The following is a 19,567-nucleotide window of genomic DNA, read 5'->3' as shown; positions in this document are numbered from 1 at the left end:
CGGTTCAGTCCTTTTCGAACATGCCGGTCTTGGCGACGACGCCGGCAATGGCGGCGCCGATCAGCGGAGCGACGATGAACAGCCAGAGCTGGCTGATGGCTGCACCGCCGGTGAACAGCGCCGGGCCGATCGAGCGTGCCGGGTTGAGCGAGGTTCCGGTCACCGGGATGATGGCGAAGTGCAGACCCGCCAGCGTCAGGCCGATGACAAGCCCGGCGAAGGCCGTCGAGTGCTTGCCGCTGGTGACGCCGAGAATGACGGTCACAAACGTGAACGTGCCGATCAGTTCCCAGAGGAACGCAGAACTCATGCCCCATTTCGTCTCGTCCCAGCCATTGGCGCCGAAGCCGCCGGTATGGCCGCCGGTCTGTCCCGAAACGATAACCCACAGCGCCAGCGAAGCGATGATGGCGCCGATGATCTGCGCGATCCAGTAGGGGATCACGTCCTTGGCCGGCAGGCGACCGGCCAGGAAGACGCCCAGCGTGACCGCCGGGTTGAGATGCGCGCCGGAAATCGGTCCGATCGCGTAGGCCGCGGCGATGAGGCCGATGCCGAAAGCAAGGCCGATGCCTTCCTGTCCGAGCGGCAGAGCGCCGCCGAACCCTCCGGTCACCACCGAAGCGGTGCCGATGAACACCAACAGAAATGTACCCAGAACTTCAGCCAGATAAGATTTCATAGTCCCTCTCCTCGAAAGGGCCCTGCCAGGCTCTGGCAAGAGCCGCGAATCGCAAGTGGGAGCGTATGCTTAAGCCGAACCGTTTTAAAGCAGTGGATATTACGCCAGTTCAACAGCTTGTGCATTCGGGTTGCGCCCATTACAGCAGGGACGAAATCAATCCTTTGCGGCGAGACGAATGCGACTGGGCGGAAGGCTGGCGGCAGCCATCGAGGTTCTGGAAGATATCAACCGACGGCATCGCCCGGCGGCGGATGCCCTGCGCGACTGGGGTCTGTCGCATCGCTTTGCTGGTGGCGGCGATCGTGCCGCGATCGGCAACATCGTCTACGATGCCCTGCGTCGCAGACGCAGCGCCGGCTGGCTGTTCGATGACGAGACGCCGCGCGCCGTCGGTTTCGGTGCGCTCTTGCTGGAATGGGGGCAGACGGCGCAGTCGCTGAATGCCGCGCTCGAAGGGGACAAATTCGCGCCGCCCCTGCTGAGCGAGGCCGAACTGGCGACCGTTGCCGGGCGCAAGCTTGCCGATGCGCCCGACGAGGTGCGCGCCGATTGCCCCGACTGGTGCGTGCCGCTGCTCAAGGAAGCCTTCGGCGAGGCATGGGTGGAAGAAGGGGCTGCCCTTGCAGCCCGTCCGCCGCTCGACCTGCGCACCAACACCTTGCAGGCTGATCGTGCCAAGGTGCTGGCGGAACTCGCCGAGACGGGCGCCGAGCCTGCGCATCTCGCCACCCAGGGCATTCGTATCGCGCCGATCGCCGGCGATGGCCGCCACCCCAATGTCCAGGCCGAACCGGCTTTCCAGAAGGGCTGGTTCGAGGTGCAGGACGAAGGCTCGCAGATCGCCGCGGAACTCGCCGATGCAAAACCCGGCATGCAGGTGCTCGATTATTGCGCCGGCGCCGGCGGCAAGTCGCTGGCCCTGTCGGCGGCGATGCAGAACAAGGGGCAGGTCTTTGCGCATGACGCCGAAAAGCAGCGTCTGGCGCCGATCTTCGACCGCATGCGCCGCTCCGAAAACCGCAACATCCAGGTGGTCGCGCGCGAACAGGAACTGGCACCCCTGACCGGTCATATGGATATCGTGCTGGTCGATGCGCCCTGCACCGGCTCCGGCACCTGGCGGCGTCGGCCCGATGCCAAATGGCGGCTGACCAGCCGTCAGCTCGATGCGCGCAAGGCCGAACAGTCGGCCATCCTCGATGTGGCCAGGGGTTTTGTGAAACCCGGTGGCCTGCTGGTCTACATCACCTGTTCGGTCTTTCCTGACGAGAACGGCGAGCAGGTGTCGGCTTTCCTGGCACGCCACAGGGGCTTTGCACCCATCGACCATGCCGCACTGTGGCAGGCGCGGTTCCCTGGCCATGACGCTTCGGCCCGCATCGGCTCGCAATTCGGCATTTCGCTGTCGCCGGCGCTGAGCGGTACCGACGGTTTCTATTTCTGCGCCCTGCGCAAGGTTGCGTGATGCCCTGGCCCATGCTGCAATGCAGCATGGGCATTGCCTGCGCGATGCCTCTGCGGTAAGCCGGCTATCGCATCGGCTCGAAAATCGGAAACGATTTTCGGAAAGTACGATGCGCAGCTAAAAGCATGATCCTGGAAAGTTTCTGGCTTTTTGGGCAATGAGCGGATGGCAATCCGCTGACACCTTGGGGCAAACGCCATGGCAGCCAAGATCGTACCGGCCCCGAACTACGAGGAGCGCGTCAGGACCTCGTTCTCGCGCCAGCAGGCCATGGCCACGATCGGCGCGGAACTGACGCTGGTCACGCCGGGCATCATCGAGATCGAGATGCCGTATTCGACGGCGCTGACCCAGCAGCATGGTTTCCTGCACGCCGGCGTGATTTCCACGGCGCTGGATTCTGCCTGTGGTTACGCCGCCTATTCGCTGATGCCGGAAAATTCCGGGGTGCTGACCATCGAATTCAAGGTGAACCTCCTGGCGCCCGGCAAGGGTGAACGCTTCCTGTTCCGTGGCTCGGTCACCAAGCCCGGCCGCACCATCATCGTCGCCGACGGGCAGGCCTATGCCTTTGCCGCCGATGGGGAAGCAAAGCTGATCGCCACGATGACCGGCACCATGATGACGGTGACCGGACGCGAAGGCATCGAGGGGTGAGCAGCCGGTTCGCGAAGCGAATTCGTCGTGTAACTGACACGACGAAACGCTACGCAGGCCGCACCAAGCCGTAGCGTCCTGTCCCGAGGTGTTTAGCCGATGAGCCCCAGTTCCGCAGACCTGCTTGTCGATCTCGCCGGCCGCAAGGTCCTGTTCGTCATGGCGGCGGATGCGGAATATGGCCCGCATCTGCAACGGCTGTTCAAGCCGTTGATGACCGGCGTCGGCCCGGTGGAGGCGGGGGTGCGGCTGGGCGCCGAGTTCGCGCGCCTGCAGATCGCCAATCGATTGCCCGATCTGGTCGTCTCGCTTGGCTCCGCCGGCTCGCGCCGTCTTGAGCAGACCGGCATCTATCAGGCGACGTCCGTCTTCTACCGTGACATGGACGCTTCGGCGCTGGGCTTCGAAAAAGGCGCCACGCCTTTCCTCGACCTGCCGGCGACCTTGCCGCTCGGCCATCGCATCGCCGGCATCGAAGGCGCGACGCTTTCCACCGGCGCCAACATCGTGTCGGGTGCGGCCTACGATGCCGTCGCCGAAGACATGGTCGACATGGAGACCTTCGCGGTGCTGCGCGCCTGCCAGCTGTTCTCGCTGCCCTTGATCGCGCTGCGCGGCATCTCCGATGGTGCGGCAGAGCTGAAGCATGTCGGCGACTGGACCGAATATCTCCACGTTATCGACGAAAAGCTGGCCGCCGCCGTTGGCCTGCTCGCTGCATCACTTGCCGCCGGCAGTTGAGACATTGACACCGTGACAATCCTTCCGGGGTGAGCCCATTGCGTCGAATCGGTTCTTTCTCTAAAGGCTCGCCATGACGACACATCCCCAGACAGTTCTCATCATCGACTTCGGCAGCCAGGTCACGCAGCTGATCGCCAGGCGTTTGCGTGAGGCCGGTGTTTATTGCGAAATCGTGCCGTTCCAGTCGGCCGACGAAGCCTTCAGGCGGATCAATCCGAAGGCGGTCATCCTCTCCGGCAGCCCGCATTCCACCGTCGATATCGGCAGCCCGCGCGCGCCAGAGGCGGTCTTCACGGCTGGCATTCCCGTGCTCGGCATCTGCTACGGCGAACAGACCATGTGCGCCCAGCTCGGCGGCAAGGTCGAAAGCGGCCATCACCGTGAATTCGGCCGCGCCTTCCTCGACGTCGAACAGGATTGCGCGCTCTTTGACGACGTCTGGGCAAAGGGCACCCGACACCAGGTGTGGATGAGCCACGGGGATCGCGTCACCGCCATCCCGCCAGGCTTCAAGGTCGTCGGCACCTCGAACGGCGCGCCGTTCGCCGCGATCGCCGACGAAGGGCGCAAATTCTACGCCGTGCAGTTTCATCCGGAAGTCGTGCACACGCCCGACGGCGCCAAGCTCTTGCGCAATTTCGTGCACAAGATCGCCGGCATCGAGGGCGACTGGACCATGAAGGCTTACCGCGAGCACGCGGTCGAGGCGATCCGCAAGCAGGTCGGCACGGGCAAGGTGATCTGCGCGCTCTCGGGTGGGGTCGATTCTTCCGTCGCCGCGCTGCTGATCCACGAGGCGGTCGGCGACCAGCTTACCTGTATCCTGGTCGACCACGGACTGATGCGCAAGAACGAGGCGGCCGATGTCGTCGCCATGTTCCGCGAGCACTACAACCTGCCGCTGATCCTTGTCGATGCCTCCGACCGCTTCATCTCCGCGCTGGAAGGCGAGAGCGATCCGGAAAAGAAGCGCAAGACCATCGGCCGCCTGTTCATCGAGGTGTTCGAGGAAGAGGCCAAAAAGCTCGGCGGCGCCGATTTCCTTGCGCAGGGCACGCTTTATCCGGATGTCATCGAGAGCGTGTCCTTCACTGGCGCCACCTCGTCGACCATCAAGTCGCACCACAATGTCGGTGGCCTGCCCGAACGCATGAAGATGCAGCTCGTCGAGCCACTGCGTGAACTGTTCAAGGACGAGGTGCGCGTTCTTGGCCGCGAGCTTGGCCTGCCCGACAGCTTCATCGGCCGCCATCCCTTCCCGGGACCGGGCCTGGCCATCCGCTGCCCGGGCGGCATCTCGCGAGAGAAGCTGGAGATCCTGCGCGAGGCCGATGCCATCTATCTCGACGAGATCCGCAAGGCCGGCCTCTACGACGCCATCTGGCAGGCATTCGCGGTGTTGCTGCCGGTGCAGACGGTGGGCGTCATGGGCGACGGCCGCACTTACGAATTCGTCTGTGCCCTGCGCGCCGTCACGTCGGTGGACGGCATGACGGCCGATTTCTACCACTACGACATGGAATTCCTCGGCCGCGCCGCCACCCGCATCATCAACGAGGTGCGTGGCATCAACCGTGTCGTCTACGACGTGACCAGCAAGCCGCCGGGCACGATCGAGTGGGAATGATTTTGGCCCGGCTGGCGGTGTCCGGAATCATGCGCTTATGCGCCATAACGCGCACTGGACTGAAGGCTTCAGCCTCCCGTCTGCGGCGATAGTTTCCAGCGGCTGGAGTTCACGTTCAAGAAACCCCGTTCAACGCGCGAGTGTCGTGGGTTGGAGTGTGCTCAGCTCTCGTGGGTGAAGGACGATGTTCGCGGAAAGCCGCGGCGAGGGTCCTGAGGGCGGCCCGCGATTTAGCGTCCGTCAGCGTCGAGAGCAGGATGATTTCCGATGAGGGAAGTGCCGGCAGCCCAAACCGCCGACTGACTTCCACGGTGCCGGCAGGTGCCAGTCGGCACGAGAACACCGAGGTCGCCAGGCCGACCGCGACGGCTTCCGCGACGGCAAACGTGCCGCAGCCGAGGAACACTTCCGTCCAGGCTATGCCGGCGTCGTCCAGCGCGCGTGTCGTGAGATTGCGGATGGCGCAGGTCGGCGACGAGGCGGCCAATCGCAACGGCTCGTCTGCGCGGCGCTCAAAATCCGGAGTTGCGAACCAGCCGAAATGTTCCTGAGCGAGCACCTCGCCATCCCGTCGGTCATCTTCCCGGCGGATGATGGCGGCGTCGATCTCGCCGCGATCGAACGCGGCGAGCAGGTCACGGGAATCGTTCAGCCTTACTTCGATGGTGAGAGCGGGATCATGGGCGCTGAGACGGGCCAACAAGGTCGGCAGCTCCGGCCCGCCGACATGGCTGGCGATGCCGAGCGCGAAGCGGTGCCGGGTGGATGTCAGCGTGGCCATCGCGTGGTCGTGGGCTTTGAGAAACTCCCGCGCAGCCTCGATGAACAGCGCGCCCTGGGCCGAGAGACGCACCTGGCGCGGAGTCCGCTCGACTAGCTTGTGGCCGACCTGATCTTCCAGCCTCTTCAACTTGACGCTGATCGCTCCCTGCGTGGTGCCGAGTGTTTCGGCGGCGCGTGTGAAGCTCTGGAAATCGGCGATGGCCAGAAATGCCTTCACCGCGTCGACATCCAATGAGGCCATGCCATCCATCCGGATTTGTTGTCACTGAAATGTAGGTTCATCCAGTTCTAAAATCATCCAGCGGAACCTAGTTTTTCGCCCAACGCGCAACACGCGTCGGGCCGCGCTCCTCTCCTGCACTCCTGGACCGTCGGCTGCCGACCCAACTGTCGAAAGGCTGACCATGCCAAATGCCCTGACCCGCCGAGGCGGCGTCGTTCTCTCCGCTGTCTGCCTTGCATGCCTGATGTTCGGGCTGGAGATATCCAGCGTCCCGACGATCCTGCCGACGCTGGAAAAGGTGCTGCAGGCCGATTTCAAGCAGTTGCAGTGGGTGATGAACGCCTACACGCTCGCGGTCACCACCGTGCTCATGGCGGTCGGCGCGCTGGCGGATCGCTATGGGCGCAAGCGCGTCTTTCTCATGTCCATCGCTGTTTTCGGCATCGCTTCATTGATCTGCGGCGTGGCCGGGGATGTTCAGACCCTCATCGCCGCACGCTTTCTGCAGGGCATGAGCGGCGGCGCGCTGTTGATATGCCAGATTGCCGTGCTCTCGCACGAATTCCGGGAAGGCCGTCAGCGCGCCATCGCCTGGGGCTGGTGGGGTGTCATCTTCGGCATAGGGCTGGGCTTCGGGCCGATCATCGGGGGTGGCATCGTCGCGGTCTCGAGCTGGGAGTGGGTTTTCCTCATCCATGTGCTGCTGGCCGTGGTGGCCTTTTCGCTCACATTGGCTGGCGTCCATGAATCGAAAGACCCGCAGGCAGGCAGACTCGACGTCGCTGGCATCCTCTCCTTGTCGCTGGCAGTCTTCTGTCTCGCCTTTTACATCACTCAGGGTTCTGATTTCGGTTTTGCCAGCACCACCGGCCTTGCGATCCTTGGCGTATCGATCACGAGCCTGATCGCGTTCGTCATTGCCGAGAAGGTCAGCGCCCGTCCGATGTTCGATTTCTCGGTGTTTCGCATTCGCTCTTTTTCCGGTGCGATCATCGGTTCGTCGGCGATGAACACGAGCTTCTGGCCATTCATGATCTATCTCCCGATCTGGATGCAGGCCGGCCTTGGCTATGACAGCGTCACGGCAGGTCTTTCGCTGCTTGCCTACACGGTTCCGACATTGGTCATGCCGCCATTGGCGGAACGCCTGTCGCTTCGCTATCAGCCAAACCTCGTCATACCGGCGGGCTTGTTCACGATCGGCGTCGGGTTTTTCCTGATGAAGTTAGGCATTGCCTCGACGAACCAGAGTTGGCTGACAATGCTGCCAGGATGCTTGATCGCCGGCATCGGTCTCGGGATCGCCAACACTCCTGTTACCAACACGACGACGGGCTCGGTCTCAAGCGACCGGGTGGGGATGGCGTCTGGCATAGACATGAGCGCGCGAATGATTTCGCTGGCGGTCAACATCGCCATCATGGGCCTCATTTTGGCAAGTGGCGTCGCCGCGCATCTCAGGCAGGCGCTGCCCGAACTGGACGCCACCCAAATCCGGCCGCTCGCCGAGAGGATTTCCGCCGGCGACAGTGTTTCGATCCCAGGCCTGACAGGCGCAATCGTGCATGATGCGCTGGCAACTGGCTTCGGATGGGTAACGTTGTATGGCGGGATGGGAGTATGGATCATGGCTGCGATGAGCCTCCTGATCTTCAACGCAGGAGCGTCCCGCAAGTCGACGGCTCCCCAATCCGAGCCATCCGAATGATCCTGGCGGGGACGAGCCGATCGGGGGTCAGGTTTCGTCAAAGACGCAGGTTGGTTGCATCTTTACGTGCTGTGCCACGGCTATCGAGCGATATGTCTTGATGATCGGGCACCTGCGCATGAATTCGCGCGTCAATTCGCGAAATTCTTCCATATCGGCGACGTTGAGACAGACGAGAATATCCGTGTCGCCGGTTATCACATCGCAGCATGAGACGTGCGGCGAAGATCTCAAGACGTCCAGCAGTTCGTTGAACATCTGGAGCTGATGGGATGACAGCGATATCTCGACCCAGATCGCCATCTTGCGCTCGGCATAGGCACGGCTGACGATCGATACGTCTCCGACAATCACGCCGCTGTCGCGCAGGCGGCGAATCCGGCGATGGCACGCGGGCTGGGAAATGCCCACCTTGTCGGCCAGTTGCTGGAAGGTCTGCAAACTGGACTGCTGAAGCAGGTTCAACAGCTTTCGATCGGTGCGATCCAGACTCACCCGTGCCGAGGACATAAAGCGCTCCATTGACCTCCAAGGTCCTAGGCGCATCCCCGTTCCCGGGCAAGGCCGGTTACAGTCGTGCATTGAAGGGGGGCACGACGGTTTTATGCGCGAGAGGGGCCTGCAGGTTATAGATTTGCCGCCCGGCACGCCAAAATAGAGAAAATCATAGGGTGGGCTGATGCCATGATCGGCTGGTGTCGCCAGTCCGAAGCCAAGCGCTTCGCATCATCGCAGGTTCGAATGTCGCCCTACGCCGCCGATACAATTCTTGCCCAGGGATCGGGCCGGGAGCACGACGCCACCGGCGCGATCGTTCCGCCGATCCACCTGGCAACGACCTTCCTGCGTTCGCCCGAAGACGAACCATCGAGTGGATGGAGCTACAGCCGCTATGGCTATCCAGGTCTGGAGCAGCCTGAAACGACGCTCAAAACCCTCGAGGGCGCTGCCGACTGCCGCCTGTTCAGTTCCGGCATGTCGGCCATGACAGCGGTCATCATGGCGCTTCGCCCTGGCGACCACTGCGTGTTCCCCATCGACATGTATCATGGCTTGAAGACCTGGCTGAACGCACATTCAAGTCATTGGAATGTGCGGATCGACCATGTCGACATGACCGACCCGGACAAGGTCCGTGCAACGATGATCCCCGGCGTGACCCGCCTGGTCTGGCTCGAGACGCCGTCCAATCCTCACTGGCATATCTACGATATCGCCGGTCTGGCCGAAATCGCACATCGGGCAGGAGCGAGACTCGTCGTCGACAACACGGTGGCGACGCCGATACTCACCCAACCCATAAAGTTAGGCGCCGACATTGTCGTTCATTCAGCCACCAAATATCTGAACGGACACAGCGATGTCCTGGCTGGCGCGGCGCTGACGGCAGCCGATGACGATTTCTGGAAGCGCGTAGCGTTCAACCGCGATTATCACGGCGGCATCCTGAACCCGTTTCAGGCTTCCCTGCTTCTGCGCGGCATGCGCACGCTCCACCTGCGTATCGCCCGTTCCTGTGCATCAGCCATGGCGCTTGCCGAAGTCCTCCAGCGACATCCCGGGGTAACCGCGGTTTATTACCCTGGCCTGCCGACGCATCCCGGACACGCCCTGGCTGCCCGGCAGATGGCGGGCGGGTTCGGCGGCATGCTTTCGATCGTCGTTGCCGGCGGAGCCAGCGAAGCACAGCGGACCCTGACGCGCACGCGGCTCTGGAGGCCGGCAACCTCGCTGGGTGGGGTTGAAAGCCTGATCGAGCGGCGCGCGGCGGTCGAAGGCGCCGGTTCTCAGGTCGATCCCGGCCTTCTGCGTCTTTCGGTAGGGGTGGAGGCGACCGCGGATCTGCTCGACGATCTGCTCGCAGCACTTTCCACCGCGAAGTGATGAGCGCCCATGCGTGAAACCCTCAACTCAAAAAGGAATGCGCAATGACCCTTCCTGACCGCACCGCAAAGCCTGTACCTGCCGTCATCACGCAGATGGCGGAAATGGCGACCGCCAACACCATGGACAGGCGCGAGTTCCTGACCATTGCCAGCACCATGGGGCTTTCGGCGGCCGCAGCCTATGGATTGCTTGGCCTGTCGGCCCCGGTTCCCGCACAGGCGCAAAGCCCAAGGAAGGGTGGCGTGCTGAAGGTCGGCATGCTGGTCAAGCCGCTCAAGGACCCGCGCACCTTCGACTGGGGCGAGATGGGCAATCTCGGGCGCCAGATGCTCGAACCTTTCGTCAAATACACCGCCGATTTCACTTTCGAGCCGGTGCTGCTCGAGAGCTGGGACGTCAATGACGACGCCACCGAATATGTCCTGCATCTGCGCAAGGGCGTGAAGTGGAACAATGGCGACGACTTCGACGCCACGGACGCGCTCTTCAACCTCAATCGCTGGTGCGACAAGAAGGCGGAAGGCAACTCCATGGCCGGTCGCATGGCGGCACTCGTCGATCCAGCCACCGGCAAGGCGCGCGAAGGCGCCATCACCAGGGTCGACGATCACACCATCAAGCTGATCCTGGCGAATTCGGATATCTCCATCATCGCCAGTTTTGCGGATTTTCCGGCGTTGCTCGTCCACCGCAGCTTCGAGGAAACCGGCAGCGATCTGGTCAGGCATCCGATCGGGACGGGCCCGTTTGAACTCGTCTCGTTCGAGACGTCGGTTCGAGCGGTGTACAAGCGGCGCGAAAGCAGCTGGTGGGGTGGCGAAACCTATCTCGACGGCGTGGAATTCATCGACTACGGCAGCGATCCGAACGCGCTGGCGAGCGCTTTCGAGTCCGGCGAGGTGCAGGCCAATTTCGAAACCACCGGCGACCAGGTCGCGGTTTTCGATGCCTTGGGCCTTTCACGCAGCGAGGTGCTGACAGCCGGTACTCTTGTCGCACGCTTCAACGTGACCCATGCCCCCTATGACGACCAGCGCGTCCGCAGGGCCATGCAGCTTGCGGTCGATAATGCGGCCATTCTCCAGATCGGCTACGGCGGTCTGGGCAGCGTTGCCGAAAACCATCACGTATGTCCGATCCATCCTGAATATTTCGAACTGCCCAAGATGACGCGGGACCTGGCAAAGGCGAAAGCGCTCATGGAGGAAGCCGGCAAGCTCGAGTTCGAGCACGAACTGATCAGCGACGACGAGGACTGGCACAAGAACACCGCCGACGCGATCGCCGCTCAGGTCAGGGAAGCCGGTTTCAAGATCAAGCGTACGGTATTGCCGGGCTCGACCTTCTGGAACGACTGGACGAAATTCCCCTTCTCCTTGACCGGATGGACCATGCGCCCGCTCGGCGTGCAGGTCCTTGCACTCGCCTACCGATCGGGAGAAGCCTGGAATGAAACGGCGTTTTCCGACAAGGAATTCGACGCAAAGCTTAGCGAGGCGCTCTCGATCGCCGATGTGAAGAAGCGCCAGGCCGTGATGCGCGACGTCGAGAAAATCCTTCAGGATTCCGGGGTGATCATCCAGCCTTACTGGCGCAAGATCTTTGTTCACTTCGCTGCATCGCTCAAGAACCATCGTGCCCATCCTTTGAACGAACTGAACTTTGAGAAAGTGTGGCTGGATGCGTGAGCGTGGCCACACGGTCCTGATTGGTTGGCAATGAGCAGAAGCGGGACGACGGTGCTGAGTGAAGCGGAGGTCGGCGAGGCGGCGTACACCATCCTGGGGGCGGAAAAGGCCGTGGTCGCCATGCCGCCGCTCAGCGGCGTCTACCCCGACTTTGCTCTCGCCGATGCCTATCGCATCCAGGATCGGGTCAATGCAGAGCGTGAGCAGCAAGGCCTTGCTCTCGCCGGTTACAAGATCGGCCTCACCTGGCAAACGACACAACTCGCATGCGGCCTCGCCGAGCCGATCTGCGGCCGTATCCTGGCTGACGCCGTCCACGCCAGCGGCGTCACGCTGCAAGCTGCCCGTTACATCAATCCGCATGTCGAGGTGGAACTCGCTTTCGTGATGGCCTCTGATGTGGACGTTCCGCTGCGCACCGTCGACGAAGTTCTGGCAGCCACCGACCACGTGGTGCCGGCGCTGGAACTCGTCGATTTCCGTATGGCGCCACCGCGCAGCGTGGCCGATACCGTGGCGGACAATTCGGCCTTCGCAGGTGTCGTCCTTTCCAGGCACCGGTTGCGCCCGCGCGATGTCGATATACGCTGGATGGGGGCGATATTGGCACGCAATGGCATTGTCGAGGTCAGCGGTGTGGCGGCCATGGGCATGGGCCATCCGGCTTTCTGCGTGGCTTGGCTGGCAAATACACTGCTTGAGCGTGGAGAGCGTTTGCGCGCTGGTGACCTGGTCATGTCCGGGGCCTTTGCCGCAGCGTTGCCCGCTGCGACAGGCGACTGCCTCGAAGCAGATTTTGGACCCTGGGGCGGGCTGAAGATTTCTTTCCAATGACCAGGCGATCAATTGTCCGAGCGCGCAATATTGCGGCAGCGCCGCACTCTGCTATAAGCTGACCTCCCGGACTGAACCGCAACGCGAGCAGAAAAGGAGTTGCTACATGATTGTGCTTGTCGCCAACGCGCTCCGCTGCGCCGCCGTTCGGCTGCCCTGACGACAGGGATTTGATCAGCTTTCGGCCGGCGCCTGATATGGCATTCCGATCGAAAGATTTTCCAAGTGCTAGAAACTTATGGCTGGAGCGAAACGCTCCAAGATGCATTCCTGCCGCATGCCGCGTCAGGACTTGTCCCTGGGCGCGTGATCGTCCAGCAGCGTGGCCTCTACCGGCTGATCACACCCGTTGGCGAATTGAACGCCGGCCTCGCCGGCCGCTTTGCCTTCACCGCCGGCGACATGGAGCATCCCGTCGCCGGGGACTGGGTGGCCGCTGCCGCGCGTCCTGACGAAGGCACCGCGACGGTCCACCATCTGCTGCCGCGCGCCACCTGCTTCCGGCGCAAGGCGGCCGGTACCGGCGAGACCGCCCAGGTCATTGCCGCCAATGTCGATGTGGCGCTGCTCGTGGCTTCCTTGAACGCCGACTTCAATCCGCGGCGGCTCGAGCGCTACCTCGCAGTGACCCGGGAGAGCGGGGCCACGCCGGTGATCGTCCTGACCAAGGCGGACGCCTGCGAGGATCCTGCCGGTCCCATCGCTGCCGCCGAGGCCGTGGCCCTCGGGGCCGAGGTCATCGCCATGTCGTCGCTGACAGGGCAAGGCCTCGATGCCGTGCGACGGCTGATCCTGCCGGGGCGCACCGCGGTGCTGCTCGGCAGTTCCGGCGCCGGCAAGTCGACCCTGCTCAACGCGCTTGCCGGCCAGGCTCTCATGGCGACCCAGGCCATTCGCGAGGACGATGCGCGCGGGCGGCATACCACCACCCATCGCGAGCTCGTGCTGCTGCCCGGGGGCGGGCTGGTGCTCGACACGCCCGGCATGCGCGAACTCGGGCTGTGGGATACGGGCGCCGGCTTATCGGCAACCTTTGCGGATATCGAGGAACTGGCCAGCCGATGCAGGTTCCGCGATTGCAGCCATGGCGGCGAGCCGGGCTGCGCCGTCGAAGCGGCCCTGCAGGACGGCAGCCTGGCCGAGGACCGCTGGCTGGGCTACGGCAAGCTGCAGCGCGAGCTGGCCTATCTCGACCGGCGGGACGATCCGGTGGCGCAGGGGGAGGAGCGCCGCAAATGGGTCCGGCTCAACAAGGACTACCGCAGCCGCAAGCGCGAGAAGGGTAGGGGTTGGGCTGACGAGTAGGGAACCCCGAATGCCTGGATGCCCTGCGGTCATGGTTCCGCAGGGCATCCAGGCAGAAGGAGCTCTTGGGGGAGGGCCGGGCCTTGACGACGATCGGGCTACCTCTGGCTCGGGGCCGTTTTGCCTTGCCTTGCCAGGTAAATTATCTGGGCCGCGAGACCAAACACGAGAATGACCAGCAGCCCGCCCTGGGCGCCGAGCAGCAGCGGCGACTTCAGGTCCGTCACGAAGGGATGACCGTCCGGAACGCGACGCAGCACTTCGGTGATGGTCGGCAGCATCAGAAGAAACGCGCTCAGGCTCAGGCAGACAGTCTCGGCATATCGGGCCAGGCGCGTTGGACCCAGGATGCGTTCGACCCCGTAGCCGGCAAGCAGGAACAGCAGGGTCAAGCCGCCGATGACGTAGCTGACCGGTTGATGCGCCACGAGGAACGCGGTTGCGGCGCCGATCAGCATGGAAACGAAGTAGATCGATCCCGGCACGGACCGGGGAACGATGCGACCATGACGGGCAAACATGTAGAGCGCTACGGGGATGGCCGGCAGGCTGCCGAGTGTATGGACCCAGCCAAGCGGGGAAATTCCGAACATGAGAGGTTACCTCTTCATCAAACAGGGCCTGATCAGGCAGATTGCCGACGGCAGATCTGCGAGAATGACTTAGCTATCTACTGGTTGGTAGGCATTTCGGGCATGCGTCGACCTCCCTGGCAGGGTCTGGTGTCTCAAGCGGCGATGCGGTTCAGCAAGGGGTGGGTTATGGCGCCGAAAGTCGCGGCATCCCCGTAAGCGCGTGCCGAAAGCATCGCGCCATGCACGGTCGCCATGAACAGTTCGGCGTCGGCGTGGGCCGTGCCCGTCAGGGTCAGGCGGCCTTGTGCGGCGCCGCGCTCCAGGACGGCGGTGAGCCAGTCGCAGAGTTTTCGAAAATGCGCGCGCACTTCGAGGACGACAGCTTCCGGGAGAACTGGAATCTCACCGGCAAGCAGGGCGCATACACAGAAGGGATGAGTCGCCTCAACGATACAGCTCTCCCAGTAGCCGACATAGGCGCGAAGCTGTTCGAGTGGATCGGAGACATTTCTTTCCAGTTCGGCGAGGCCGGCGGCAGCCTCCGCGCGGTACTGCGCAACCAGCCTGCTGACCAGGTCCGATTTGCTGGGGAAATGGTGGTGGATGCTCGCGTTGCGGATGCCGACCACGCTCGAGATGTCGGCGTAGCTGAAACTGTTGTAGCCACCCCTGATGATGAGCGCTCGCGCGCACAGCAGGATTTCGTCGGCCTTGGTCTGCGAGCGTTCCATAATTTTGTCTACCAACTAGTAGGTAGTTTGTCAATTCAGCGCGCCGCGCCGTGGCTTGGTCATCCGTTTCGCGACGCGTCCATCCTCCGCGCGAAAGTCTCGGCGATCGCCAGAACGGCAGCGTGGATTGGCCCGGCCGTGAGGCTGGGCATGACGGAAGCGTCAACGACGAAGAGATTGTCCAGCGCCCTGAGCCGCAGGTCCGCATCGACGACGGCATCCATGTCCTTGCCCATCCGGCAGGTGCCGCAGGGATGATGGTGGGTGATGACGGCCCGAGCGATGAATTCGTCGATGCTGCCTTCGGCGTTGACTGGCTCTGGCAGAAGTTCGCGCTCTCGCCATTCGGCAAGTTCGTCGCGATGGCCAATCTCTCTTGCCGCAGCGAGCGCCCGGCGGAACAAGCTGCGATCCCGGTCGGTCTGCAGATAGGCGGGATCGATGATCAATCGGTCTTGGAGTTCCGGCCCGCTGATGCGCAAGCTGCCGCGGCTGGTCGGGTGGGTGATGCCGAACAGCAGCGAATAGGCCGTTCCAGCCGCCGGTGCCTGGAAGCATTCGGACACGATCGGCGCGATGCCGCAGCCAACGACAATCTCGGGCTGTCCGTTGGCGGTGAAGTCGCCGGCCCGCATGTAGGCCATCGATTCCGAATGCTGCAGGCGCGACGGCGCAACGGGCTTGCGGGCCGCGTAAAGGTTCCCGGCGCCCAGCAGGTGGTCCTGAAGATTGCGGCCGATCTCCGGCACATCGACCAGGCAATCGACATTCGCCGCGGAGAGTGTCTCGCGCGGGCCGATGCCGGAGCGCATCAGCAGGGCCGGGCTTTCCAGCGCGCCGGCGCACAGCACCACACGATCCGCAAGGACCGCCTCAAGGTTGCCTTGTCGCTGCACGATTTCGAGACCGCGTACCCGATTGCCACCCACGGTGAGCCGCCGCACCCGCGATCCCGTCAGGACCGTCAGGTTGGCGCGGTTTCGCACAGCCGGGGTCAGCCAGGCGTCGGCCACCGTGACCCGCCGACCGTCGCGAATGTTCAACGAGTTCGGCGTGACGCCGATCATCTGTCCGCTGTTGTGACCTTCAAGGCGCGGCAGGCCGAGCGAGGCGCCGGCTTCGATGAATGCGCGCGCCACCGGACTGACTTCGTCCGAAGGCAGATGAACGGGCATCGGCCCGCCCTTGCCGTAGAGGCCGTTGCCGCCGAGCGGATGATCCTCGATGGCCTGGAACGAGGGCAGCAATTCATCCCAGCTCCACCGGTGGTCCCCGGTGGCGTCGACCCACGCCTGGAAGTCTGCGGGGTGGCCACGCATGTAGCCCATGGCGTGCAGGCAGCTGGAGCCGCCGATGAGCCGGCCGCGAGCCCAGCGGTGCACCCGCCCCGCGGTTCCGGCCTGCGGCTCGGTGCGATAGTCCCAGTCGTAGCTGCGGCCCTGCAGCGCCGGCCAGGCCACCGGATTGCGGATATCGGGGTCGATCTCCTCTTCGCCGGCCTCGATCAGCAGGACGCGGCGGGTCGGATCCTCGCTCAGGCGCGCGGCGAGCAACGCGCCGGCGGAACCGCCCCCGACGATAACGACATCGGCATGCCGTTCGTTTGCAGTCGCCCTGGTCATCATCACCCCATCTTGTGTGGACCGGCTCGACAACCGGCATTGTCCGCCGGCGCGGTCACGCCCCGGCGCGCTGATCTGTGTTCTGCGGATACCGAAACGGGATCAGGGGTCTTGAGACTTCGAAGGGATTTTCCGAAGAAACTCAGATACCGCTGTCCATCGATACCTTTGCCGCCGCTTTCGCCTTCAGAAGATGTTTCTTCGATGCCTTGCGGGCGGCTTTCTCGTCGCCGGCGGCGATGGATTCATAGATCTCCCTCATCTCCGCCAGGCTGCTTTGCGCCCTGCCTTCCAGGGACATCGACCGTCCTCGGAAGAAGCTGATCCTGGCCACCAGGCCACGATGGACTTCCTCCAGGATCGGATTGCCGCAATTGGCCAGTATGATCGAATAGAAGTCGGCGGCGGTCGTGACCTGTGCCAGGCTGTCATGGCTGGCCGCCGCCGCCTCAAAGGCGAGAAGGGATGTCTCAAGTTCCTGCAGCTGTTCGGCGGCAATTCGGGACGCGCATCGCCCCGCCGCCTCGACTTCCAGCAGTTCTCGCACTTCATAGATGGCGGTTGCCTCTTCCCATGAAAGCGCGGGTACCGCCGGCCCGCGATTGGGCACGATCTCGATCAGGCGCTCGGCCTCGAGACTGCGCAACGCTTCCCTCAGCGAAGGACGGCTGATGCCGAGCTGGGCGCATAGCTGGCTTTCGATCAGGCGGCTTCCCGGCTGGAACAGCCCGGACAGGATCGCGAGCCGCAACTTGTCGACAGTCTCCTGCTGCACCGTTCTGGGGGAAATCCGCAAATTCAGATCTGCCGGCATTGATCACGTCTCTTGGGCTCGGGGTCACGATCGGACGCATCATATGCGACGCTGCCGGTATTGGACAGCAGGAATAGCCAGATTGTCAATTATCAAGATTGCAAGAATGTCTGACAATCTGGTTGACGAGCCATTTCTAATATGATCCTCTGGAATGAGACGGGCCGCAACAAAAAGGATCCAGAACATGGCGGCAGGCATACGCTCCGACCAGCTGATTTCGCGCCGCATCGAGACAGGGGGCATCGTCCTGAATGTGCGCGAGGGAGGCTGCGGCCCGTCGCTGCTCTTCTTCCACGGCATCACCTCCAATTCGGCTGTGTTCGCACCGTTGATGGCCCGGCTCTCCGATCGCTTCACGACCATCGCGGTCGACCAGCGCGGGCATGGCCTCAGCGACAAGCCGGAAAGCGGCTACGAGGCCAATGACTATTCGGACGACATCGCCGCGCTGATCCGCACGCTCGGCCGCGGCCCAGCCATTCTGGTCGGGCATTCGCTCGGTGCCAGAAACTCTGTCACCGCCGCAGCGCGCTATCCGGACCTGGTACGGTCGGTCATCGCGATCGACTTCACACCCTATATCGAGACCGAGGTGCTGGACGCGCTGGAAACCCGGGTGAACGCGGGAGACCGGCTTTTCGATGACCTCAAATCGGTCCAGGCATATCTGGCGGCCCGCTACCCGAACATTCCCGCCGACGCCATCAGGATCAGGGCCGAAAGCGGCTATCGGAAAGTCGACGGCGGCTTCCGTCCGCTGGCGTCGCCCTCGGCCATGGCGCAGACCGCCAGGGGGCTGCGCGCAGACCTGACCCAGGCCTACCGCGACGTGACGAAGCCCGTGCTCATCGTTCGTGGCGAAGAGAGCAAGCTGGTTTCGCCGGCGGCACTGGCAAAGACCAGCCGGCTGCGGCCGGACCTGCCCGTGGTCGTCGTCCCGGGAGCCGACCACTACGTCAACGAGACGGCCCCCGAGATCACGCTGAAAGCCATCACCAATTTCATAGACGCCTGACGGCTCGACTGCCGTCCTCTTGTACCCAGGATCAGGATAGAAAATGGCCAATGTAAACAAAACTCCGGGCAAGGCGCGTCGTGCCGAGGTTGCCGGCGGCGGCTTCGCCGGCCTGACGGCAGCCATCGCTCTGAAGCAGAGCGGTTGGGATGTCCGGCTGCACGAGAAGAGCTCCGAACTGCGGGCCTTTGGTGCGGGTATCTATCTCTGGCACAACGGCCTCCGCGTCCTCGAAGGACTGGGGGCGCTGGACGATGTCCTGCAGGGCTCGCACACGCCGCCGACCTACGAAAACCTGGATGCACAACAAGTCCGTCTCCAGGGAGACGTTCAACGGGCTCCCCTGGCGCATCATGACCCGCAGCCATCTGCATGATGCGCTGGTCAACCGCGCGCGTGCGCTGGGTGTCGACATACGCGTCAACTCCGAGGCGGTTGCTGCCGATCCGGAGGGCCGCCTGACCCTGCAGACCGGCGAGGTTCTCGAAGCCGACCTGATCGTCGGTGCCGACGGCGTCGGTTCCAAGGTGAGGGATTCCATCGGCTTCAAGCAGGATCGGTGGATATCGAAGGATGGCCTGATCCGGCTGATCGTCCCGCGCATGAAGAAGGAGCTCGGCCACGGCGAGTGGGACAACACCATCGACATGTGGAATTTCTGGCCGCGTGTGCAGCGCATCCTCTACTCGCCCTGCAACGAGAACGAGCTTTATCTCGGCCTGATGGCCCCGGCCGCCGACCCGCGCGGATCGGCGGTGCCGATCGACCTCGAGGTCTGGGTCGAGATGTTCCCTTTCCTGGAGCCATGTCTGGTCGAGGCGGCGAAGCTGAAAACCGCCCGATACGACAAATACGAGACGACGAAGCTGGACAGCTGGACACGCGGCAAGGTCGCACTCGTCGGCGACGCCGCGCATGCCATGTGCCCGGCTCTCGCCCAGGGTGCCGGCTGCGCGATGGTCAACGCCTTCAGCCTGTCGCAGGACCTGGAAGCGGGCTCCTCCGTCGAAGACGCACTCGTCGATTGGGAGAAGCGCATTCGCCCGGTCACCGATCGCTGTCAGGCCCTTTCCGGGGACTATGCGGCCAACCGCTCGCTCTCGAAGGGCAACATGTTCACCCCGGCCGCCCTGGAGGCGGCTCGCTACGACCCGCTGCGCCGGGTCTTCTCATGGCCGCAGTGATTTCGAATGGGCGGGCT

The 19,567-nt window shown here is 63.4% G+C and carries 19 protein-coding genes; 12 read left to right on the top strand and 7 right to left on the bottom strand.

The features are described from left to right. Nucleotides 1-4 precede the first annotated feature (4 nt). Nucleotides 5-682 (bottom strand): MIP family channel protein, encoded by a 678-nt coding sequence (locus ACFJIU_RS19895; RefSeq protein ID WP_379062784.1) that lies wholly within the window; start codon nucleotides 680-682, stop codon nucleotides 5-7. 178 nt (nucleotides 683-860) lie between these two features. On the opposite strand from ACFJIU_RS19895, the gene ACFJIU_RS19890 reads away from it, so the two are divergent. The 4 genes from ACFJIU_RS19890 (at nucleotide 861) to guaA (ending at nucleotide 5,178) form a co-directional block, all read left to right on the top strand. After that, entirely contained in the window at nucleotides 861-2,150 is a 1,290-nt protein-coding gene (locus ACFJIU_RS19890) for an RsmB/NOP family class I SAM-dependent RNA methyltransferase (RefSeq protein ID WP_379062783.1), read from the top strand. 198 nt (nucleotides 2,151-2,348) lie between these two features. Next, entirely contained in the window at nucleotides 2,349-2,807 is a 459-nt protein-coding gene (locus ACFJIU_RS19885) for a PaaI family thioesterase (RefSeq protein ID WP_129411191.1), read from the top strand. Nucleotides 2,808-2,906: 99 nt separating this feature from the next. Then, nucleotides 2,907-3,548 (top strand): 5'-methylthioadenosine/S-adenosylhomocysteine nucleosidase, encoded by a 642-nt coding sequence (locus ACFJIU_RS19880; protein ID WP_379062781.1) that lies wholly within the window; start codon nucleotides 2,907-2,909, stop codon nucleotides 3,546-3,548. Between the two features lie 73 nt (nucleotides 3,549-3,621). Then, nucleotides 3,622-5,178, top strand: coding sequence for a glutamine-hydrolyzing GMP synthase (gene guaA, locus ACFJIU_RS19875; protein ID WP_379062779.1), 1,557 nt, complete (start codon nucleotides 3,622-3,624; stop codon nucleotides 5,176-5,178). A gap of 115 nt (nucleotides 5,179-5,293) precedes the next feature. Here guaA and ACFJIU_RS19870 read toward each other — a convergent pair whose 3' ends face one another. After that, nucleotides 5,294-6,202, bottom strand: coding sequence for a LysR family transcriptional regulator (locus ACFJIU_RS19870; RefSeq protein WP_379062777.1), 909 nt, complete (start codon nucleotides 6,200-6,202; stop codon nucleotides 5,294-5,296). Between the two features lie 163 nt (nucleotides 6,203-6,365). On the opposite strand from ACFJIU_RS19870, the gene ACFJIU_RS19865 reads away from it, so the two are divergent. Then, complete coding sequence (locus tag ACFJIU_RS19865) at nucleotides 6,366-7,892, top strand: MFS transporter (RefSeq protein WP_379062775.1); 1,527 nt, start codon at nucleotides 6,366-6,368, stop codon at nucleotides 7,890-7,892. A 27-nt stretch (nucleotides 7,893-7,919) separates the two neighbouring features. On the opposite strand, the gene ACFJIU_RS19860 is transcribed toward ACFJIU_RS19865, so the two are convergent. Continuing rightward, nucleotides 7,920-8,402: an Lrp/AsnC family transcriptional regulator gene (locus tag ACFJIU_RS19860; protein WP_379062773.1), complete on the bottom strand. Its 483-nt coding sequence runs from the start codon at nucleotides 8,400-8,402 to the stop codon at nucleotides 7,920-7,922. 231 nt (nucleotides 8,403-8,633) lie between these two features. Here ACFJIU_RS19860 and ACFJIU_RS19855 point away from each other — a divergent pair, with 231 nt between their 5' ends. The 4 genes from ACFJIU_RS19855 to rsgA all read left to right on the top strand — a co-directional run bounded on the left by ACFJIU_RS19855 (nucleotide 8,634) and on the right by rsgA (nucleotide 13,606). Next, the gene (locus ACFJIU_RS19855) at nucleotides 8,634-9,776 is read left to right on the top strand and encodes a trans-sulfuration enzyme family protein (protein WP_379062771.1); all 1,143 of its coding nucleotides are present in this window, start codon (nucleotides 8,634-8,636) and stop codon (nucleotides 9,774-9,776) included. 44 nt (nucleotides 9,777-9,820) lie between these two features. Then, nucleotides 9,821-11,467 (top strand): ABC transporter substrate-binding protein, encoded by a 1,647-nt coding sequence (locus ACFJIU_RS19850; RefSeq protein ID WP_379062769.1) that lies wholly within the window; start codon nucleotides 9,821-9,823, stop codon nucleotides 11,465-11,467. 30 nt (nucleotides 11,468-11,497) lie between these two features. Beyond that, entirely contained in the window at nucleotides 11,498-12,301 is an 804-nt protein-coding gene (locus tag ACFJIU_RS19845) for a 2-keto-4-pentenoate hydratase (RefSeq protein WP_379062767.1), read from the top strand. Between the two features lie 225 nt (nucleotides 12,302-12,526). Then, on the top strand, nucleotides 12,527-13,606 hold the full coding sequence (rsgA, locus tag ACFJIU_RS19840; RefSeq protein WP_379062765.1) for a ribosome small subunit-dependent GTPase A: 1,080 nt from the start codon (nucleotides 12,527-12,529) through the stop codon (nucleotides 13,604-13,606). 98 nt (nucleotides 13,607-13,704) lie between these two features. Here the strand turns inward: rsgA and ACFJIU_RS19835 are convergent, their stop codons facing one another. The 4 genes from ACFJIU_RS19835 to ACFJIU_RS19820 all read right to left on the bottom strand — a co-directional run bounded on the left by ACFJIU_RS19835 (nucleotide 13,705) and on the right by ACFJIU_RS19820 (nucleotide 17,348). Next, nucleotides 13,705-14,199 carry a hypothetical protein gene (locus ACFJIU_RS19835; protein WP_379062763.1) on the bottom strand — a complete coding sequence of 165 codons (495 nt, stop codon included), beginning with the start codon at nucleotides 14,197-14,199 and terminating at the stop codon, nucleotides 13,705-13,707. A gap of 134 nt (nucleotides 14,200-14,333) precedes the next feature. Continuing rightward, entirely contained in the window at nucleotides 14,334-14,912 is a 579-nt protein-coding gene (locus ACFJIU_RS19830; protein ID WP_379062761.1) for a TetR/AcrR family transcriptional regulator, read from the bottom strand. A 59-nt stretch (nucleotides 14,913-14,971) separates the two neighbouring features. After that, on the bottom strand, nucleotides 14,972-16,537 hold the full coding sequence (locus ACFJIU_RS19825) for a GMC family oxidoreductase (protein WP_379062759.1): 1,566 nt from the start codon (nucleotides 16,535-16,537) through the stop codon (nucleotides 14,972-14,974). A gap of 139 nt (nucleotides 16,538-16,676) precedes the next feature. Then, nucleotides 16,677-17,348, bottom strand: a complete 672-nt coding sequence (locus ACFJIU_RS19820) for a GntR family transcriptional regulator (RefSeq protein ID WP_379062757.1) — start codon at nucleotides 17,346-17,348, stop codon at nucleotides 16,677-16,679. A gap of 187 nt (nucleotides 17,349-17,535) precedes the next feature. On the opposite strand from ACFJIU_RS19820, the gene ACFJIU_RS19815 reads away from it, so the two are divergent. Genes ACFJIU_RS19815 through ACFJIU_RS19805 form a run of 3 tightly spaced genes read left to right on the top strand, consistent with a single transcriptional unit; the run spans nucleotide 17,536 to nucleotide 19,550 of the window. Continuing rightward, entirely contained in the window at nucleotides 17,536-18,366 is an 831-nt protein-coding gene (locus ACFJIU_RS19815) for an alpha/beta fold hydrolase (protein WP_379062755.1), read from the top strand. Between the two features lie 43 nt (nucleotides 18,367-18,409). Beyond that, nucleotides 18,410-18,742 carry an FAD-dependent oxidoreductase gene (locus ACFJIU_RS19810; protein ID WP_379062753.1) on the top strand — a complete coding sequence of 111 codons (333 nt, stop codon included), beginning with the start codon at nucleotides 18,410-18,412 and terminating at the stop codon, nucleotides 18,740-18,742. Continuing rightward, complete coding sequence (locus tag ACFJIU_RS19805; RefSeq protein WP_379062751.1) at nucleotides 18,720-19,550, top strand: FAD-dependent oxidoreductase; 831 nt, start codon at nucleotides 18,720-18,722, stop codon at nucleotides 19,548-19,550. Before ACFJIU_RS19810 ends, ACFJIU_RS19805 begins: the two co-directional genes overlap by 23 nt. Nucleotides 19,551-19,567: the final 17 nt, after the last annotated feature.

The sequence above is a fragment of the Mesorhizobium sp. UC74_2 genome, from assembly GCF_042701485.1.
Classification (GTDB): Bacteria; Pseudomonadota; Alphaproteobacteria; order Rhizobiales; family Rhizobiaceae; genus Mesorhizobium.
This window is presented reverse-complemented; position numbering and strand designations above follow the sequence as displayed.

Bases quoted from the DNA above. Each gene is read 5' to 3' on its own strand.
- ACFJIU_RS19895 (WP_379062784.1), bottom strand. From the start codon at position 682: ATGAAATCTTATCTGGCTGAAGTTCTGGGTACATTTCTGTTGGTGTTC.
- ACFJIU_RS19890 (WP_379062783.1), top strand. From the start codon at position 861: ATGCGACTGGGCGGAAGGCTGGCGGCAGCCATCGAGGTTCTGGAAGAT.
- ACFJIU_RS19885 (WP_129411191.1), top strand. From the start codon at position 2,349: ATGGCAGCCAAGATCGTACCGGCCCCGAACTACGAGGAGCGCGTCAGG.
- ACFJIU_RS19880 (WP_379062781.1), top strand. From the start codon at position 2,907: ATGAGCCCCAGTTCCGCAGACCTGCTTGTCGATCTCGCCGGCCGCAAG.
- guaA (WP_379062779.1), top strand. From the start codon at position 3,622: ATGACGACACATCCCCAGACAGTTCTCATCATCGACTTCGGCAGCCAG.
- ACFJIU_RS19870 (WP_379062777.1), bottom strand. From the start codon at position 6,202: ATGGCCTCATTGGATGTCGACGCGGTGAAGGCATTTCTGGCCATCGCC.
- ACFJIU_RS19865 (WP_379062775.1), top strand. From the start codon at position 6,366: ATGCCAAATGCCCTGACCCGCCGAGGCGGCGTCGTTCTCTCCGCTGTC.
- ACFJIU_RS19860 (WP_379062773.1), bottom strand. From the start codon at position 8,402: ATGTCCTCGGCACGGGTGAGTCTGGATCGCACCGATCGAAAGCTGTTG.
- ACFJIU_RS19855 (WP_379062771.1), top strand. From the start codon at position 8,634: ATGTCGCCCTACGCCGCCGATACAATTCTTGCCCAGGGATCGGGCCGG.
- ACFJIU_RS19850 (WP_379062769.1), top strand. From the start codon at position 9,821: ATGACCCTTCCTGACCGCACCGCAAAGCCTGTACCTGCCGTCATCACG.
- ACFJIU_RS19845 (WP_379062767.1), top strand. From the start codon at position 11,498: ATGAGCAGAAGCGGGACGACGGTGCTGAGTGAAGCGGAGGTCGGCGAG.
- ACFJIU_RS19835 (WP_379062763.1), bottom strand. From the start codon at position 14,199: ATGTTCGGAATTTCCCCGCTTGGCTGGGTCCATACACTCGGCAGCCTG.
- ACFJIU_RS19830 (WP_379062761.1), bottom strand. From the start codon at position 14,912: ATGGAACGCTCGCAGACCAAGGCCGACGAAATCCTGCTGTGCGCGCGA.
- ACFJIU_RS19825 (WP_379062759.1), bottom strand. From the start codon at position 16,537: ATGATGACCAGGGCGACTGCAAACGAACGGCATGCCGATGTCGTTATC.
- ACFJIU_RS19820 (WP_379062757.1), bottom strand. From the start codon at position 17,348: ATGCCGGCAGATCTGAATTTGCGGATTTCCCCCAGAACGGTGCAGCAG.
- ACFJIU_RS19815 (WP_379062755.1), top strand. From the start codon at position 17,536: ATGGCGGCAGGCATACGCTCCGACCAGCTGATTTCGCGCCGCATCGAG.
- ACFJIU_RS19810 (WP_379062753.1), top strand. From the start codon at position 18,410: ATGGCCAATGTAAACAAAACTCCGGGCAAGGCGCGTCGTGCCGAGGTT.
- ACFJIU_RS19805 (WP_379062751.1), top strand. From the start codon at position 18,720: ATGACCCGCAGCCATCTGCATGATGCGCTGGTCAACCGCGCGCGTGCG.